The 16,644-nt window shown below is 32.9% G+C and carries 17 protein-coding genes; 14 read left to right on the forward strand and 3 right to left on the reverse strand.

Annotated features, from left to right (window positions below; all coding sequences use genetic code 11):
• Positions 1-7: 7 nt before the first annotated feature.
• On the reverse strand, positions 8-838 hold the full coding sequence (locus tag DK442_RS24870; protein ID WP_109438630.1) for a hypothetical protein: 831 nt from the start codon (positions 836-838) through the stop codon (positions 8-10).
• Positions 825-3,731, reverse strand: a complete 2,907-nt coding sequence (locus DK442_RS24875) for a caspase family protein (protein WP_109438631.1) — start codon at positions 3,729-3,731, stop codon at positions 825-827. Before DK442_RS24875 ends, DK442_RS24870 begins: the two co-directional genes overlap by 14 nt.
• Positions 3,732-4,112: 381 nt before the next feature.
• Between DK442_RS24875 and DK442_RS24880 the strand changes: the two genes are divergently transcribed.
• From DK442_RS24880 to DK442_RS24945, 14 genes are all read left to right on the forward strand, one after another.
• Entirely contained in the window at positions 4,113-4,934 is an 822-nt protein-coding gene (locus DK442_RS24880; protein WP_200825172.1) for a M48 family metallopeptidase, read from the forward strand.
• 147 nt (positions 4,935-5,081) lie between these two features.
• Positions 5,082-6,401 carry an MFS transporter gene (locus DK442_RS24885; protein WP_109438632.1) on the forward strand — a complete coding sequence of 440 codons (1,320 nt, stop codon included), beginning with the start codon at positions 5,082-5,084 and terminating at the stop codon, positions 6,399-6,401.
• Positions 6,402-6,597: 196 nt separating this feature from the next.
• Positions 6,598-7,077 carry a lipocalin family protein gene (locus DK442_RS24890; protein ID WP_109438633.1) on the forward strand — a complete coding sequence of 160 codons (480 nt, stop codon included), beginning with the start codon at positions 6,598-6,600 and terminating at the stop codon, positions 7,075-7,077.
• A gap of 16 nt (positions 7,078-7,093) precedes the next feature.
• Complete coding sequence (locus tag DK442_RS24895; RefSeq protein ID WP_109438634.1) at positions 7,094-7,786, forward strand: OmpA family protein; 693 nt, start codon at positions 7,094-7,096, stop codon at positions 7,784-7,786.
• 82 nt (positions 7,787-7,868) lie between these two features.
• The gene (locus DK442_RS24900) at positions 7,869-8,999 is read left to right on the forward strand and encodes an NAD(P)/FAD-dependent oxidoreductase (RefSeq protein WP_109438635.1); all 1,131 of its coding nucleotides are present in this window, start codon (positions 7,869-7,871) and stop codon (positions 8,997-8,999) included.
• The gene (locus tag DK442_RS24905; protein ID WP_109438636.1) at positions 8,993-9,712 is read left to right on the forward strand and encodes a methyltransferase domain-containing protein; all 720 of its coding nucleotides are present in this window, start codon (positions 8,993-8,995) and stop codon (positions 9,710-9,712) included. The genes DK442_RS24900 and DK442_RS24905 overlap by 7 nt, the downstream gene beginning before the upstream one ends.
• Before the next feature lie 20 nt (positions 9,713-9,732).
• On the forward strand, positions 9,733-10,785 hold the full coding sequence (locus DK442_RS24910; RefSeq protein WP_109438637.1) for a type III polyketide synthase: 1,053 nt from the start codon (positions 9,733-9,735) through the stop codon (positions 10,783-10,785).
• A 40-nt stretch (positions 10,786-10,825) separates the two neighbouring features.
• Positions 10,826-11,617: an SDR family oxidoreductase gene (locus DK442_RS24915; RefSeq protein ID WP_109438638.1), complete on the forward strand. Its 792-nt coding sequence runs from the start codon at positions 10,826-10,828 to the stop codon at positions 11,615-11,617.
• Between the two features lie 84 nt (positions 11,618-11,701).
• Positions 11,702-12,193: a hypothetical protein gene (locus DK442_RS24920; RefSeq protein ID WP_109438639.1), complete on the forward strand. Its 492-nt coding sequence runs from the start codon at positions 11,702-11,704 to the stop codon at positions 12,191-12,193.
• A gap of 12 nt (positions 12,194-12,205) precedes the next feature.
• A complete protein-coding gene (locus tag DK442_RS24925; protein ID WP_109438640.1) occupies positions 12,206-12,643 on the forward strand; it encodes a 3-hydroxyacyl-ACP dehydratase FabZ family protein in 438 nt (145 codons plus the stop codon).
• Between the two features lie 9 nt (positions 12,644-12,652).
• Positions 12,653-13,552, forward strand: coding sequence for an alpha/beta hydrolase fold domain-containing protein (locus DK442_RS24930; protein ID WP_109438641.1), 900 nt, complete (start codon positions 12,653-12,655; stop codon positions 13,550-13,552).
• A complete protein-coding gene (locus DK442_RS24935; RefSeq protein WP_109438642.1) occupies positions 13,542-14,816 on the forward strand; it encodes a beta-ketoacyl synthase in 1,275 nt (424 codons plus the stop codon). The genes DK442_RS24930 and DK442_RS24935 overlap by 11 nt, the downstream gene beginning before the upstream one ends.
• A gap of 64 nt (positions 14,817-14,880) precedes the next feature.
• Positions 14,881-15,135, forward strand: coding sequence for a phosphopantetheine-binding protein (locus tag DK442_RS24940; RefSeq protein WP_109438643.1), 255 nt, complete (start codon positions 14,881-14,883; stop codon positions 15,133-15,135).
• Entirely contained in the window at positions 15,132-15,677 is a 546-nt protein-coding gene (locus DK442_RS24945; RefSeq protein ID WP_109438644.1) for a 4'-phosphopantetheinyl transferase superfamily protein, read from the forward strand. Before DK442_RS24940 ends, DK442_RS24945 begins: the two co-directional genes overlap by 4 nt.
• 19 nt (positions 15,678-15,696) lie before the next feature.
• Here DK442_RS24945 and DK442_RS24950 read toward each other — a convergent pair whose 3' ends face one another.
• Positions 15,697-16,623: a leucine-rich repeat domain-containing protein gene (locus tag DK442_RS24950; protein ID WP_109438645.1), complete on the reverse strand. Its 927-nt coding sequence runs from the start codon at positions 16,621-16,623 to the stop codon at positions 15,697-15,699.
• Positions 16,624-16,644: the final 21 nt, after the last annotated feature.

Raw genomic sequence — 16,644 nt, forward strand, 5'->3', positions numbered from 1 at the left:
TTTAGACCTAAAAGTCAATTAATAATGGATTTGCCTGGTTATCATCAAGCATGAATTTTGGTATTTTGATTTGCTCTGTACCCGATACAGAAGTACCATTAAAGGATCGTATATTATCTAGCCATTGACCTCTCGAAAATTTTCCGGTTTCAGGATCAATATTAATCTCTACGCAGGTAAAAGCATAGGTTAGGGGAGTGTCTCCTTTAAATTTAACTTCATTTTCTGATACTTTTTCAATGGTAAGTTTAGTATCAATATTTGATAAATATTCTTGTATTAAAGGAATATTTATTTCGGCATGAGTTTCATTGCTCTTATATGTTGATAAAGAGAAATCAGTACTGATCAAGACATCTGTAATTAAAGCTAATTGTACATCTTTTTTACTTGTAATGTCTGCGATAAAAATATTATCAGAGTCACCTTTGATTTCGTTAGATACCAAAATATGCCCTAATTCTAATGTGTCTATATATTTTCTAATCACATTTCCGAAAGAAAATGCCATTTTCCCCGAACCTTTTACAGAAGCTCCTATCGCAGCCGGATCTAGACCAAAAGCTTTAATAAAATTGCCTAGAATATCAAACCCTATTTTGAAATCAATTTTTTTGGTTTTTACATTTGAGACTTCTGATACAGGTGCAGTTTTTATGTGAATCGAATGTTTAAACCCATCTTTTACCAAAAATTTGAATTCACCTAAATATTTTTGTTTTTTATTATGTACTTCTAACATGCATAATGGCTGTATTCTAGCTTCTGGAACTCTAAGTGGGTTTGCATCAAAAAGATCTCTTATTTGATCAGTAATATTGTTTTTACATATTCTCATGATATACATATTCTAATTGGTTAATAGCTTCTATAAATTTTCTACCGACTTTGGCAAATCCAACATCATTAGGATGAATTTCATCATACCATTCATCTTTTTTTACCAAATGTCTCATATCAATATATGTGGCATTTTTATGTTTATGGGTTACTTCTTTTAGCAAGTCATTAAACTTGTCAATTAAATACTTAATCACATTGGTTCTATCTTCTTGTAGTGTAATTCCTTTTTGGATTAAATATTTATTTACCCAACCTTTTTTAATGGTTTTGACATTATGATCTGCACGAACATAATCGTATCCATGTACGAATACTTGTTCGACAAAATCAAAGTCATGAATTCGATTAAAAAAATAGTTGTAGGTTGCTTCTATATCTTTGGTTTTTGTATCATAAAAATCATTTAGATATGCAGATGGCGTTAAACCAGATGGCATTCCTTTTTTGAGAATAGTTACAATTTCCGGGCCTATGATATCGTTTCCACCACCACTTATTAGTACATATTTGGGGCGTTCTTTTTCTATTTCTTTAAGAAGTTGTCTACTTGTTCTATAATTTTGTAATTCATCACCGGCAGCAGCTATACTGCGTAAAGGATATTTTTCCATAACATAATCCAGAGTATCTTTTACCAAAAAAGGGAACAAAAACCAGGAGTCTCCTTCTGCAACAATCACAGGTAATTCTGGTAATAATCGTTTTGATTTCTTAAATTTTCGATATCTGCGCTTATCATCTAGATAGTTAGCTATGTCTATCGTAAAACCAGATAAATTTTTACTGTTGATATCTTTATCTCCCAGAACATTAGCTGTATTCATTTTTGTTTCTATTGCAAATCCATTTTGTTTTTTTTCTGTGTATAGAGAATTAATAAACGGAGCCAAAATTTCATGATTACAATACCAATCCCAATGATCAATTAATTTTTTACTAACAATATTATATGAGGGATTAATAAGGTTTAATGTGGATGTGTATACTCCCCATTTCGTTTTTTCTGGTAAAAAGTCAGAAATTGCGCCATGCCCCATTAAATTACCAAGGTGAGTTATTGGAGGTTGAATTCCTATCTGAGTCATATTGGGTATTGACGAAGTAATATCTTCTTTGTTATTAACGATAAACTTATAATGTAGCCAATCATGTTTCCAATTATAAATTTCTTTATAAGTATCAAATGACCAACCAGCATAGGCAGAACTAGTATGCTCATAAAACATAATAGATTCTTTGGGTCTAAGCCTTTTGGTTTTATGATCAAAAGGATCAGAAGAAATTGCCAAATCAGATCCCAATAGTAATGTGGTAACAAAAATAGTTTCCTTTGAAGTATTGGAAACTTTTATCTGATATTTTTGATAAAATTCATCATTACGTGTTAATTGGTCCGTAAGCGTAGTTAAATTAGATTCGGTATTGGTTATGTCTAACCATTGTTGATCCTTTTCTAATCGAATTTCAACTTTAAGTGGGATTTTTGAAAAACCTCCATCTGGATTTTCAAGGGTACGATAATAATTCCATTTAATTAAAGTATTCAATTGATGAGAAAGCATTTTTTTTACTTGATCTAATTGAGTATCTAATAGATCTATTTGTACCGCTAGAGGTCTGTATTGCTCATTTGGTAAGTTGATATAAACAGTTTGGTTGAATATTGTAACAAAAAAAGAAGCCTGATCAGCGCTACAGAGGTTAATATTTGGTATGTCTTCTACAATTAGTTTTATATCATTTTCTGCATATTTATCATGATCAAGATTTGAAATAAAAATACCAAGAGATTCATAAATTGTTTCTGAAGAGACAGGATATGATTTTTTGTAATCTAGTAAAACCCCATGTTCCATAGGGTCTTGAATTAGAGAATCCTCAAGAGTAACCTTTTTGATTTTTGCAGTAAATGTTGTGTGTTTATTTACGTTAACCGTAATTTCAGATCCTTCTTTTATTCCAAAAAGAAATCCTTTGTTATAATACCAACCATTTTTATTATTAAAGAATATCTCGCCTTGATCAATTTGAGTTTGTTTGGGATATAGGTTCAACCACGCGGAATAGTGATTGTTTTTTCCTTGACCCTGTACACTAATAGTTGGTGTTTGTTTTTTATTAGTTATTCCCTTAAGACTTATTTTTGCCCATTTTGTAATATCAAGATAGTTTATTTTGTTATTTTTTGTTTTAAGAAGTTGTAATAAATATCTGGTAAAAACACCACCTTTAGCATCTTCCCATGAAGATTCAGATGCAAGGCAAGCAGAAATGTTTACTGAGTTTTTATACGGAATTAATGAAGCAAGCTTTTGTGATTTGATTTGATCTTCATCGATCTCTTGTGAAAAGATAAAATCACTATATTTTCTTGAAGGAAATATACCATTTAGTCTTCTTTGTCTGGAACCATTATCTTTTTGAGGGTTAAATGCTCTAACCATATCTCCAGAGTGGCAACAATCAAAAACTGTAATTATATGCGGGTCATTTTTAAATTTTGAAAATAAATACCGCAATTCTTTATCTGCTAACAAAAAATTATTTTCGTTTTCACCTTCGTTATCATAACAAACCAGACATTCTATTGTCCCAGAATGAGCGTCACTAAATCGACCCGAACTTTCTTCTAACGCTCCATGACCACTATAATAAAGAAAGACTGTGTCTTTATTCTTGGCTTTGTTGAGAACTGTATTTATATTCTTAACGATATTAGATTTGGTGGCAGTTTTATCTGTAAGTTTTTGAATTGAAATAGTATCGTAGATTTTTTCAGCTTCAAGATTTTTGAGATAGATTTCGAATTTGTTCACATCGTTTACACATTGCCGCAAAGGGCTTATATGATATTCATTGATTCCAATAAGTAATGCATACAGGTTCATAATCGTATATTATTTTAATTGCTAAACAAAAACGATTGCAGTTAAGAAAAACCATTAGTAGTGAATATGACAGAAGGTATTTGGCAAATAGGGGATGGGGTAGTTAAAATGATTTTTTATAAATATTGATAATCAGATAGTTGTGCCCTTTTTCACTATTATAAATATAAGGATATTTATTGTTTTTTGAAAAGGAATAACACCCAAATATAAAAAGGTAAAAACCCCTTTTATGATACAGTGATTCGGTTTAATGAGCCTATCATCGAAAAAATTATACTTTCATCGAAAAAAAGCCAATACAAAAAGGTCAAATGAATTATATAAACCGAGATTTTTGACTATTTTTAACTTACCAATAATTATTATAGTATATCTATCATGAAAATTAGAAAAATTTTAGCTTCATTATCCATCTTATTGCTTATGTCTTGTGGGGCAACAAATCCATTTACTGGTAAAAAAACGTTGTCGTTAGTGCCAAATTCGCAAATATTACCCATGGCTTTTCAGCAGTATAATCAATTCTTAGGAGAGAATAAGGTTGTAAAAGGAACTTCTGATGCAGAAATGATTAAACGAGTAGGACAGAAAATAGCAAAAGCTTCAGAAAGATACTTAAATGCAAGAGGGTATGCTGGTTATCTTAAAGATTATAGATGGGAATATAACCTTGTACAGGATGAGACCGTTAATGCATGGTGTATGCCAGGGGGAAAAATTGTTTTTTATACAGGAATTTTACCAATAGCAAAAACTGAGACAGGAATTGCAGCTATTATGGGGCATGAAGTTGCACATGCACTAGCTAATCACGGTCAGCAAAGAATGAGTGCAGGTAAAATACAACAAGTAGCAGGAGCGGCTACTGCAGTAGCTATAAGTGGTAAAGATCAACAAACACAACAGATTGTAGGAACAGCGTTTGGACTTGGTTCTCAATTTGGTGTAATGCTACCTTTTAGTAGAAGCCATGAAACAGAAGCAGACGAAATCGGAATATTGTTAATGGCAATTGCTGGATATAATCCTGATGAAGCTGCCGAATTATGGAAACGTATGAAAGCAAATAGTGGCGGACAAGCACCACCAGAGTTTATGAGCACCCATCCATCAAGTGATACGCGTATAGCAAATCTCACAGCATGGGCTCCGGGAGCAAAAGCTGAAGCAAAGAAATTTGGGGTTACAACCTTTAAATAATTGTAAAGTTTATATTCTTAAAAAGATTATACTTATTTTAGAAGCTGTTCTGAGAAAAATCAGAACAGCTTTTTTAGTTTCATCGATCTCGCTTTGTACAAGTTTTTTTTCGGTATCAGGAGGGATTTATTTTTAATTTCACACTACATGAGTAAAGTATTACCTAAAGGACATAAGAAACTGTTGAACGCCTGGGCTTTTTATGACTGGGCCAATTCTGTATATAACTTAACCATTTCTTCTGCGGTTTTTCCAATTTTCTGGGGAGCATTAACTATAACAAAAGTTAATGGTGTTATTACAAATGATACGGTTCGGTTTTTGGGTTTTGATTTTAATAACGATTCCCTTATAAGTTATGTAACCGCATTAGCTTTTTTAGTAGTTTCTTTTATAAGTCCATTACTTTCTGGTATTGCAGATTATGTAGGAAATAAGAAAAACTTTTTAAAATTCTTCTGTTATTTAGGTGCAATATCATGTATAGGTTTGTATTGGTTTAGCTTAGAACACTTATGGTTCGGGTTGCTTTGTTACTTCTTAGCACTGATTGGTTTTTGGGCAAGTTTGGTGTTTTATAATTCTTATTTGCCAGATATTGCTTTTCCCGAACAACAAGACGCTATTAGTGCAAAAGGGTATTCTCTAGGCTACATAGGAAGTGTAATTCTATTGATTATCAATCTTGTAATGATTTTAAAATACGATTGGTTTGGTTTTGAAGATGAAGGAGTACCGACTAGGTTATCCTTTATTATGGTCGGAGTATGGTGGATTGGGTTTAGTCAATACACCTATTATTATCTTCCAAAAGGAAATAAAAAAGATGTGTTAACCAAAGCTGTAGTTTTTAATGGTTTTAAGGAGCTAAAAATGATATGGAAAGCACTTAAGAATGACATAAAACTTCGTCGATATCTAAGTGCATTTTTTGTATATAGTATGGCCGTGCAGACTATTATGCTTATCGCAACTTATTTTGGTATTGAAGAGTTAGATTGGGGAGAACAGAATGCTACAACAGGATTGATTATTAGTATTTTATTGATTCAATTGGTTGCCGTACTTGGAGCATATCTTACTTCTAAGGCATCCTCTAAATTTGGAAATATAAATACCTTGATCGTGATTAATTTTATATGGATTGGGATTTGTGTATTTGCATATACAATTACTACACCAATGCAATTTTATATTACTGCTTCAATTGTTGGTTTGGTTATGGGAGGAATTCAGGCCTTATCGAGATCAACATATTCAAAATTTTTACCAGAAGATGCGATAGATACAGCTTCTTACTTTAGTTTTTATGATGTGTCTGAGAAGATCGGTATTGTAATCGGGATGTTCTCGTACGGAATTATAGCTCAAGTAACCGGGAGTGTTCGTTATTCGATACTATTCCTGATCTTATTTTTTGTAGTTGGTCTTGTCTTATTATTTAGAGTACCCAGAAAAAATTCGTAATGCTGTTTATGAGGTTACTTGGATAGATTTAATGATTTCAGTAATTAGTTGGTAAGAATATTTTTATCCTTTTTTTATGTATTTCATCTAGTTTCAGTGACTTATTAATTTGTATATTATTATATTAATTTTGAAATATAATAATATTGGATACGTTAACGTTATTAGCTACTTTTATATAATAAAACCCACAATAATGAAAAAACTTATGTTTATGCTGGTAGTAGTGCTACTAGCCTCTTGTAATACCACTCAACAGACTGTTATTGCAGCAAAAAAAACACTTAAAGGAGAGTGGTCTTTAGATAAAATTTCTTACGATCGTTCGGGGGTGTTTGATGTTAATCTTTATAATGATGCTTCGGCTGAATGCTTTACAGGAAGTATTTGGAAATTTATTCCTAATAATAATACTGGAAAGTATGAAGTAAATCAAGGTAGTTGTGTTTCTACGGGGGCAAGAAATTTTAGATTTACAATCCCTAAGCCAGAAGGAAATGGAGATTATAGCTTTTTATTTAAACCAATAAATGAAAAGAAAAAAAGCACCAACAATAATGCTGGTTATAGAATGCTTTTACAGCATCTTGATAATGCTACAATGACTTGGACAATGACGGTAAGCCTAGAAGGGAAACCTTTTGTGATTACAATGAATTTTAATAAAATACAATAAATCAAATCTTTACATAATGAAGACAAATCTAAAAAAAATAGGAGTTGCCTTAATAGCGGTTGCACTTTTGACAAGTTGTGAAGCTGTTAAAAACTCAAACAATACACAAAGAGGTGCAGTAATAGGTACTGCAGCCGGAGCTGTTCTTGGAGGTATTATCGGAAACAATGTGAAAAAGAAAAATTCTGCACTTGGTGCTGTTATTGGTGGCGTAGTTGGTGGTGTTGCTGGTGGTGTTATCGGTAAAAAAATGGATAAACAAGCTCAAAAAATCGAATCAGAAATACCAGGAGCAGAAGTTACACGTGTTGGAGAAGGTATTGATGTAGTATTTGATGAGAATAGTGGAGTTTATTTTGCTACGAATCAGTCAACTATTAATGCTAAATCTAAAACAAACCTTAATAAACTAGCTGGTATTTTTAAAGAATATCCTGATACTAATATTATTGTAGAAGGACATACTGATAGTACAGGAGATGATAGTTATAATATGTCATTATCTCAAAAACGAGCGAATGCCGTTACAAACTATTTGGTATCTCAAGGAATAAGTAAAAGCCGTTTGACAACATATGCTCATGGTGAAACACTTCCAAAATATGATAATGGTACTGCAGAAGGAAGAGCTAAGAATAGAAGAGTTGAACTTGGAATTGTTGCTAACGAAAAAATGAAGAGAGATGCGCAAAACGAAGTAAAACAATAATTCATTTTGTAAGAAATCGTTAAAAATCTCGACTATTTAAGTCGGGATTTTTTTATGCTCAAAATTTATGTATCTTCAATAAATGAATGAGAATTCACATGTACTAATCATCGGTGGAGGACTAGCTGGATTAACCAGTGCTATTCATTTAGCAAAGGCCGGTGTGCTAGTTACGCTCATAGAAAAAGATACGTATCCAAAGCACAAAGTATGTGGCGAATACATATCGAATGAGGTGCTTCCTTACTTTGAATTTTTAGATATAAATCTTGAAAAAGTACAACCTGTTACTATTTCAAACTTTGTTATAACAACTCAAAAAGGAGATCGTATTCAAAGTACATTACCCCTTGGTGGTTTTGGGATTAGCAGATATACATTAGATTATTATCTATGGGAAAAAGCAAAAGAAGTAGGAGTCAGGTTGATTAATGATCAAGTTATAGATATACAATATCAAAACGATACCTTTTCAGTAAAGACAAATAGTAACATAGTTCAAACTTGTGATTACGTTATTGGAGCATACGGCAAGAGGACCACACTAGATAAAGCTTTGAAACGAGATTTTAGCTTTAAAAAATCTCCCTGGTTAGCGGTAAAAGCTCATTATAAAGCAAATTTTGATAGCAATACAGTTTCATTACACAATTTTAAAGGCGGATATTGTGGACTTTCTATGGTTGAGGATCAAAAAGTAAATGTATGCTATTTGGTGAACTATAATAGTTTTAAAAAGCATAAAAACATTAATGTTTTTCAGGATGAAGTCATGAGGCAAAATCCTTATCTGAATACTTTTTTTAGTAGTTCAGAGCTTTTGTTTGATAAACCAATAACTATAAGTCAGATTAATTTTGAAAAGAAAAACCCTGTAGAAGATCATATTTTTATGACCGGTGATGCAGCTGGACTTATTCATCCATTATGCGGTAATGGTATGGCTATGGCTATCCAAAGTGCACAGTTGTTGTGTGAATTATTAATTAAAAACCATAATGCTGAAGTTGCAGGGTCAAGAAAAGAAATAGAGAGATTATATATTGAAAAATGGAATAACACTTTTTCCAAAAGATTATATGCAGGCAGAATTTTACAAAAAATATTGCTAAATGGTAACTTACAACAGATATCGTATGCAGTAGCCAATGTAATACCTTCAATAGTTCCAAAAATTATAAAACAAACCCATGGGGAACCTTTGATATGCTAATCAATTTACAACATAGAAGTAATGAGTTAGAACTTATGGATGACCCAGAAGTCGAAGATAAAGCCCTAGAAACGGCTTTATCTGATATTTCGAGGGTAAATAAATTATTAGGAGGCAATAGTATTACAATTAGAGCAGTTCATAAGTTGATTGAAGATACAGATTCTTCGCAACTGCTTACTATTCTTGATTTAGGATGCGGTGATGGTGAAATGTTACGGTCTATCGCAAAATCATTGAGAAAGAAAAAAAGGAATGTAAAATTGATAGGAATCGATTTAAGCGAAAAATGTTTGACTTATGCTAGAAAACTAAGTGTATCTTATCCAGAGATATCATATCAAAAACAAAATATATTAAACCTAGAAGCCTCAAAGTTTTCTTATGATATCATTCTGTGTACATTGACATTACATCATTTAAAGTGCAATGAAATAAGAGATGTGATGAAAAAAATGATAGAACTAGCCAAGGTGGGTGTGGTAATAAATGATCTTCACCGTAGTGGTATAGCATATTATTTGTTTAAGATATTTAGTTTCTTTTTTATTAAAGGACATATTGCAAAAAATGATGGACTGATATCTATAAAAAGAGGATTTAGAAAAAAAGAATTGCTGCAGTATGCTATATCGATGAATCTGCAACACTATAATATCCATTGGAAATGGGCATTTAGATACCGATGGGTAATTATGACAAAGGAAAGTTAACACTAAAAAAGTAAGAAAAATTGAATGTAAAAATTGCTACTGTTGCAAAACAATTACCACAATACATGCAGGAAACCAAAGAGATTTTACCTTTTGTTTCTGAGTGGCTGTCTACACAGAATGATCGTTTCAAACGAAAAGTAATCAAAATCTTTGAGAATTCTGCGGTAGATCGACGTTATGGTATTATGAGTATTGAGGAAGTTTTTAGTGCTACTACTTTTGAAGACAAAAATGACATCTATGTTAGAGAAGTCAAAAAACTTGGCGTGTCTGTATTAAAGAAAGCATTGGATAAAGTAGATTGGGATCCTAAAACTTTGGATTATATTATTACTGTAAGTTGTACAGGTATTATGATTCCGTCTATAGATGCTTATATTATTAATGATCTTAATCTCAAACAAGATATTGTACGTTTACCTGTTACAGAAATGGGATGCGCGGCCGGAGTTTCAGGAATTATTTATGCTCGTAATTTTCTTCAGGCAAATCCTGGTAAGCGTGCGGCAGTAATTGCGATAGAATCGCCAACAGCAACATTTCAGTTAGATGATTATAGTATGACAAATATGGTGAGTGCTGCAATTTTTGGTGATGGAGCAGCATGTACACTATTATCCTCAGAAGAGGACGCTATAGGGCCTAAAATCCTGGGGGATGAAATGTATCATTTTTACGATGCAACAACCATGATGGGTTTTAAATTAACGAATGGTGGGTTACAAATGATATTAGATCCTAAAGTTCCTGAAACTATTGCTGAGCATTTTCCTAATGTGATTCATCCTTTTTTAAAAAAATATAATAAGACAATTGAGGATGTTGATCATCTTGTTTTTCATCCTGGAGGAAAGAAAATAGTGCAGACCGTAGAAGAACTTTTTGGACATCTTGGTAAAAATATAGAAGATACTAAGGCGGTTCTATTAGAATACGGTAATATGAGCAGTGCTACTGTTTTATACGTTTTAGAACGATTTATAGAGAAAAAGCCATCACCAGGAGAGATAGGGCTTATGTTAAGTTTTGGTCCCGGGTTTTCAGCACAAAGAATACTATTAGAATGGTAATAATACATTATTTTTATTTCCACCTAAGGAAATCTTTACTATGAATAAGGAGTTTACAAATAAAAATGAATGGGTACTCATATTAGGAGGAAGTACAGGTCTTGGACTTGCATCAGCTCAAAAACTGGCATCTCATGGTATGAATGTTATTATAATACATCGAAATCGTAAAAGTGAAATCAGTCAGATTGAGGAAAGTTTTGAAGGTATTAGGAACCTAGGAGTGGATTTACTTTCTTTTAATGTCGATTTGTTACATCCTGAAAAACGAAATCTAGTAATAACCGAAATTAAGAATCATATAGGTCAAGGGAGTATAAAAGCATTAATACATAGTGTTGCCAAAGGAAATTTGAAACCAATGGTAAATACTGATCAATTACTGAAGAATGATGATTTTCATCTTACCATAGAGGCAATGGCTATTAGTCTTTATGATTGGGTAACTGCTATTTTTAAAGCACAATTATTTGGAAAAGATACAAGGGTGATTTCTTTTACCAGTGAAGGAAATACAAAAGCATGGAAGAATTATGCAGCAGTTTCTGCTGCAAAAGTAGCTCTTGAGGCAATTACAAGAAGTATTGCTCTAGAATTTGCTCCTTATGGGATCAAAGCTAATTGTTTACAGCCAGGTGCGGTTGATACACAATCTTTGAGGATGATACCTGGTCATGAACAAATCATTAAACACAGTCTGTTGCGTAATCCTTATAATAGGCTTACAGAACCTGATGATGTAGCTAATGCAGTGTATTTGTTGTGTAAAGATGAAGCCTTTTGGATTAATGGATGTGTTATTCCTGTAAATGGAGGAGAGCATCTTTCGTAATAATATGATATAACACTATATAAATAATCACTTTGTTAAATATTTATATTAAAATATAGTATTAATAAATCAAGTAAAGACACAATGAAATATATATTTATTCTGTTATGTTTACCGTTATTGGCAAATACAACAATGTCATGTAAAAATGATGATGATAGAGCTTCTGATATGACGCCAGATATTGATGCAAATGCTTCCGCAGAGATTGTAAGTGTAGTAGTCTCTGGAGATGAAAACAGCTATTCTTTTAATGTAGGAATCAAAAGCCCTGATACAGGATGTAATCAATATGCAGATTGGTGGGAAGTTATTTCTGAAGATGGTAAATTGTTGTATCGTAGAATTTTGGCTCATAGTCATGTCAATGAGCAGCCTTTTGTTAGATCTGGAGGTTCTGTTGCTATTTCAAAAGATCAGATAGTGTATGTCCGAGCACATATGAATACTAGTGGATATGGGACAAAAGTCTTTAAAGGCAATGTGAGTCAAGGATTTGCAGAAGGTACTTTGGATAAAACTTTTGCAGCCGAATTAGAAACAGCACAACCACTTCCTGATGGCTGTGCATTTTAAAATGAATATACATTGAAGAAAGAGGATATCATACAAAAACTACCCTATAGCAAACCTTTTTTGTTTGTAGATGAGATTATTGAGATTGACGATGATCATATCAAAGGGGGATATACATTTCTGAATGACGAATATTTTTATGAAGGTCATTTTAAAGATAATCCTATTACTCCGGGGGTTATCCTTACAGAGTGTATGGCCCAAATAGGAATGGCCTGTTTTGGAATTTACCTTTTAAAAGGTAAATGGGATGAGGGAGAATGGAGTGTAGCAATGACTAGTAGTGAAATGAATTTTAACAAACCCGTTTTTCCAGGAGAAAAAGTAATAGTGATTGCAGATAAGGTGTATTTTAGGTTTAATAAACTAAAATGCAATGTAGCTATGTACAATGCAGATGATATTTTGGTGGCAAAAGGTGTTGTAGCGGGTATAGCATTTAAAAAGTAAAATAATCACATGAGTTTAGGATATTCTTTAGTAAAATTAGTACTTAAGTTAAAAGGGGAGAAAAAAACATGGTCTCAGGATCCGATTGACTATATCAAAAAAAGAAGGCAAGATGTTCATGTGCCAAATAGAAGACTGTTTTTGGGTAGTTCATATGAGACCAAAGAACATCTTCAAAGTAAAATAACATATATCACTCCTAAAAATATCAAAACAGATATCCTGTTAATGTATTGTCACGGAGGAGCTTTTGTCTATGGACCAACACAAGAAAATTGGAAAGCATTAGCAAAAATAGCTAAAGAGACAGGGGCTAGAGCATGTATGATAGATTATCCTAAAGCACCAGAGCACACTATAGATGTAATTACAGATAATGTATACCAGGCATATATAGAGGCAACTAAAGTATATAATGCCTCAAAGATTATTTTATTAGGGGATTCTGCAGGTGGAAGCCTGATACTTACATTAGCTCAGCGATTACAAAGAGAGCAAAAAAATACTCCTAACTGTTTGATTCCTATTTCACCACTGGTAGATGCAAGTGTAACAAATGCCAAAATACCAGAAGTTGATGTAAAAGATATTATTCTTAGTCTTAAAGGAGTAAGGTCTGCAAATACTATGTGCGCTGGATCTCTGTCGTTAAAAGATCCTTTGATTTCGCCTTTATACGGAGAGTGTAGTAATCTGCCCCCAATACATCTTTTTATGGCTACAGATGATATACTTACACCTGATCAGGAGTTATTTGTCGAAAAAGTGAAACAAAACAAGGGAGAGATCGATGTTATTGTGGGAAAAGGAATGCCTCATGTTTGGCCTATTTTGCCAATAATGCCCGAAGCAAAAGTTGGATTGCAAAAAATAATAACCATTATTAATTCGGTTATAAATGATAAGTAAACGGCGTGTAGTGATTACAGGTTTGGGTGTAGTAGCTCCTAATGGAACGAACGTTTCAGTTTTTAGTAAAGCTATTCAAAATGGTACAAGTGGTATACGTTTGATTGAAATATTAAAAGAACTTAAATTTTCATGCCAAATAGCTGGTTTGCCGAATTATAAAAAAGATTACCTAAATAATTACTTTAATTCAATTCAGCTTAGAGGATTACAAGCTTCAGGGATGGAATACGGTGTGATTTCGGGTATAGATGCTTGGAAAGATGCTGGATTATCGATTAATGATACTGATACTCCGTTATGGGATGCCGGAGTTATTTTTGGTACAGGAATATTAGGAGTTGATAAATTTAGAGAAGCAATTTATAAGGTTGATGAAGGAAATGTAAGACGTCTTGGTAGTACAACCGTTATCCAAACTATGGCTAGTGGTATTAGCGCATTTTTGGGAGGTATGTTAGGGTGTGGTAATGTTGTCACTACAAATTCCTCTGCGTGTAGTACGGGTACAGAAGCAATTTTAATGGCCTATGATCGAATAACAAGGGGTTCAGCAGAAATCATACTTGCAGGAAGCACTAGTGATAGCGGGCCATATATATGGGGAGGGTTTGATGCTATGCGTATTCTCCCATATAAATATAATGATACCCCTGCAGAAGCCTCTCGACCTATGAGTGCAAGTGCTAGTGGTTTTGTGCCAGGTAGTGGAGCAGGGGCTCTTGTCATCGAGAGCCTGGATAGTGCTCAAAAAAGAGGAGCGACCATTTATGCAGAAATTTTAGGCGGACATGTAAATAGTGGTGGGCAACGTAGCGGAGGAAGTATGACCGCACCCAATAGTGAAGCAGTACAGCAATGTATAAAGAGAGCGGTAGAGAAATCAGGGATAACAGCGGATGAAGTTGATGCAATTAATGGACACCTTACCGCGACTACAAAGGATAGTGCAGAAATACAAAATTGGTGTGAAGCATTAGGCAGAAAAGGAGCTGATTTTCCTTATATTAATTCATTAAAAAGCCTTGTTGGACATTGCCTCGCGGCTTCTGGAAGTATCGAAAGTGTAGCTACAGTATTACAATTAAAAGAAAAGTTTATTTTCGGAAATATTAATTGTGAAGATTTGCATCCAGACATCGAGTCTTTGGTAGATAGAGATAAGATACCTACAAAAACACTTGATTTTTCAGCAAATATAATAGCAAAAGCCAGTTTTGGATTTGGAGATGTAAATGCCTGTGTTATCTTTAAAAAATATTAATAATTATGTTGAATTTCGTTTTACATAAGAATTGACATAATAGTACTAATAACAAAAATGATTTATGACTAAAGAAGAATTATTATCTAAATTGAAGATTATCATAACTCCGTACGTTCAAAATCAGGAAGGGCTTAAAAACCTTACTGAGAACACTGACTTTATAAAAGATCTGGAGATTAATTCTGCAAATTTGGTTGATGTAGTGCTGGATGTAGAAGATGAGTTTGATATTGAAATTGATAATGAAGCGATGGAAAAAATGTTAACGGTGAAGGCTTCAATAGAAGTAATAGAACATAAACTTGCTGTAAAGTGATTGGTAATGATATTGTAGATCTTGCACTTTCCAGAACAGAAAGCAATTGGAAAAGAAAAGGATGGGTGCAAAAGATATTTACTGCGATAGAACAACACTATATTTTTGAAGCTGATCATCCTGAAATACAAGTTTGGAAGTTTTGGAGCATGAAAGAGGCCGTTTATAAAGCCCATCAAAGGCGATTTGGACATCTGCCAAAGTATAATCCAAAAGATTTTAATTGTACGTTAGGAGGGGAGGTAACGATTGACAAGTGTGTCTATAAAACCTCTACAATGATTACAGAAAGATACATTTATACCATAGCAAAAGTATCTAATATCGAGTATGATACTCAGATTTTTGATGAAACACTAAGAATGCATCCCTTGTTATTACAAAAGATTGCTGAAAACTATAAGATAGATTCGTCTATAGTTACAATTAAGAAAAATGGTAATGGAATCCCTATGGCACGTATAGATCAAAAAGCAGAAGACATTCCAATTTCCATAACACACCATGGCCAATATTCAGCGTTTGTTATAGGGCTAGAATAAAGAATATATAAATCAGGATTTAGAAAATCACTTTTGTATTGGGTAAAGCTGTTTTGATTCTGGCTTGTTCTTCCTCAGAGAAATGATTATTGCTTAATTCTAATACTTCTAATTTTGAAAACCCTTTTAGGTCTTTTGGCAGTGATGTAAACTCGTTGTTTCTTAATAAGAGGACTTTTAGACTTTCTGATTGATCAATATTCTTTACAACTTCTGCCATGTGTAGTTCTGGATTTTTATCTAATACCAAACCTTTCAAATTTTTCGCTAAAGCAATTTCTGCAGGGACAGATTGCAGGTTATTATGCTTCAAATCTAATATACTTAGAGATTTCATTTGAGCAATAATCTTAAATGTATACGGCAAATCTAAGTTAGGGTTATTAGCGAGACTAAACTCTTGCAAAGTATTAAGGTTTTTTATGTTTTCAGGAAGTCTTTGTATTTTATTCCCATCTAATACGAGTTTGTCTAGTTTTTTAACTTTAGTTAAAGTAGTGATTACTTTTGGGAGCTGTAACTCTAAATTATATCCTAGATCAATTTCTCTTAGTTTAGGCCATTGCAGTATAACTTCGGGTAGTTTTTTAAATTGGTTCTCTCTTAGATTAATAACATCGATATGATCTAAATTTTTAAGATTCATAGGGAGTGATGTCAATGCATTTTTAGAGAGTTTTAATAGTTCTAATGTATTCAATTTCTCTATGCCATTAGGAAGAGCGGTTAGCTCACAATTGGTTAAGAATAATACCTTTATTTTTGGCAGTTTAATGATCTGCTTCTCAAAATCAACCAGATTTTCTTTATTCAAGTCTAACCATACTACCTCGTTAGTTGTAGTTAGAGCATCTTTAAAAGAAGTATATCGCGTTGGATTTTGACCATACGATGTGGTGAATATAGAGCTTAATGTAAGCAAAATGATAAAAGGAGTTATTTTCATAACTGGTAGAAATTTTATAAA

This window comes from Aquimarina sp. AU119 (assembly GCF_900312735.1).
In the GTDB taxonomy this organism is placed as follows: Bacteria; Bacteroidota; Bacteroidia; order Flavobacteriales; family Flavobacteriaceae; genus Aquimarina; species Aquimarina algiphila.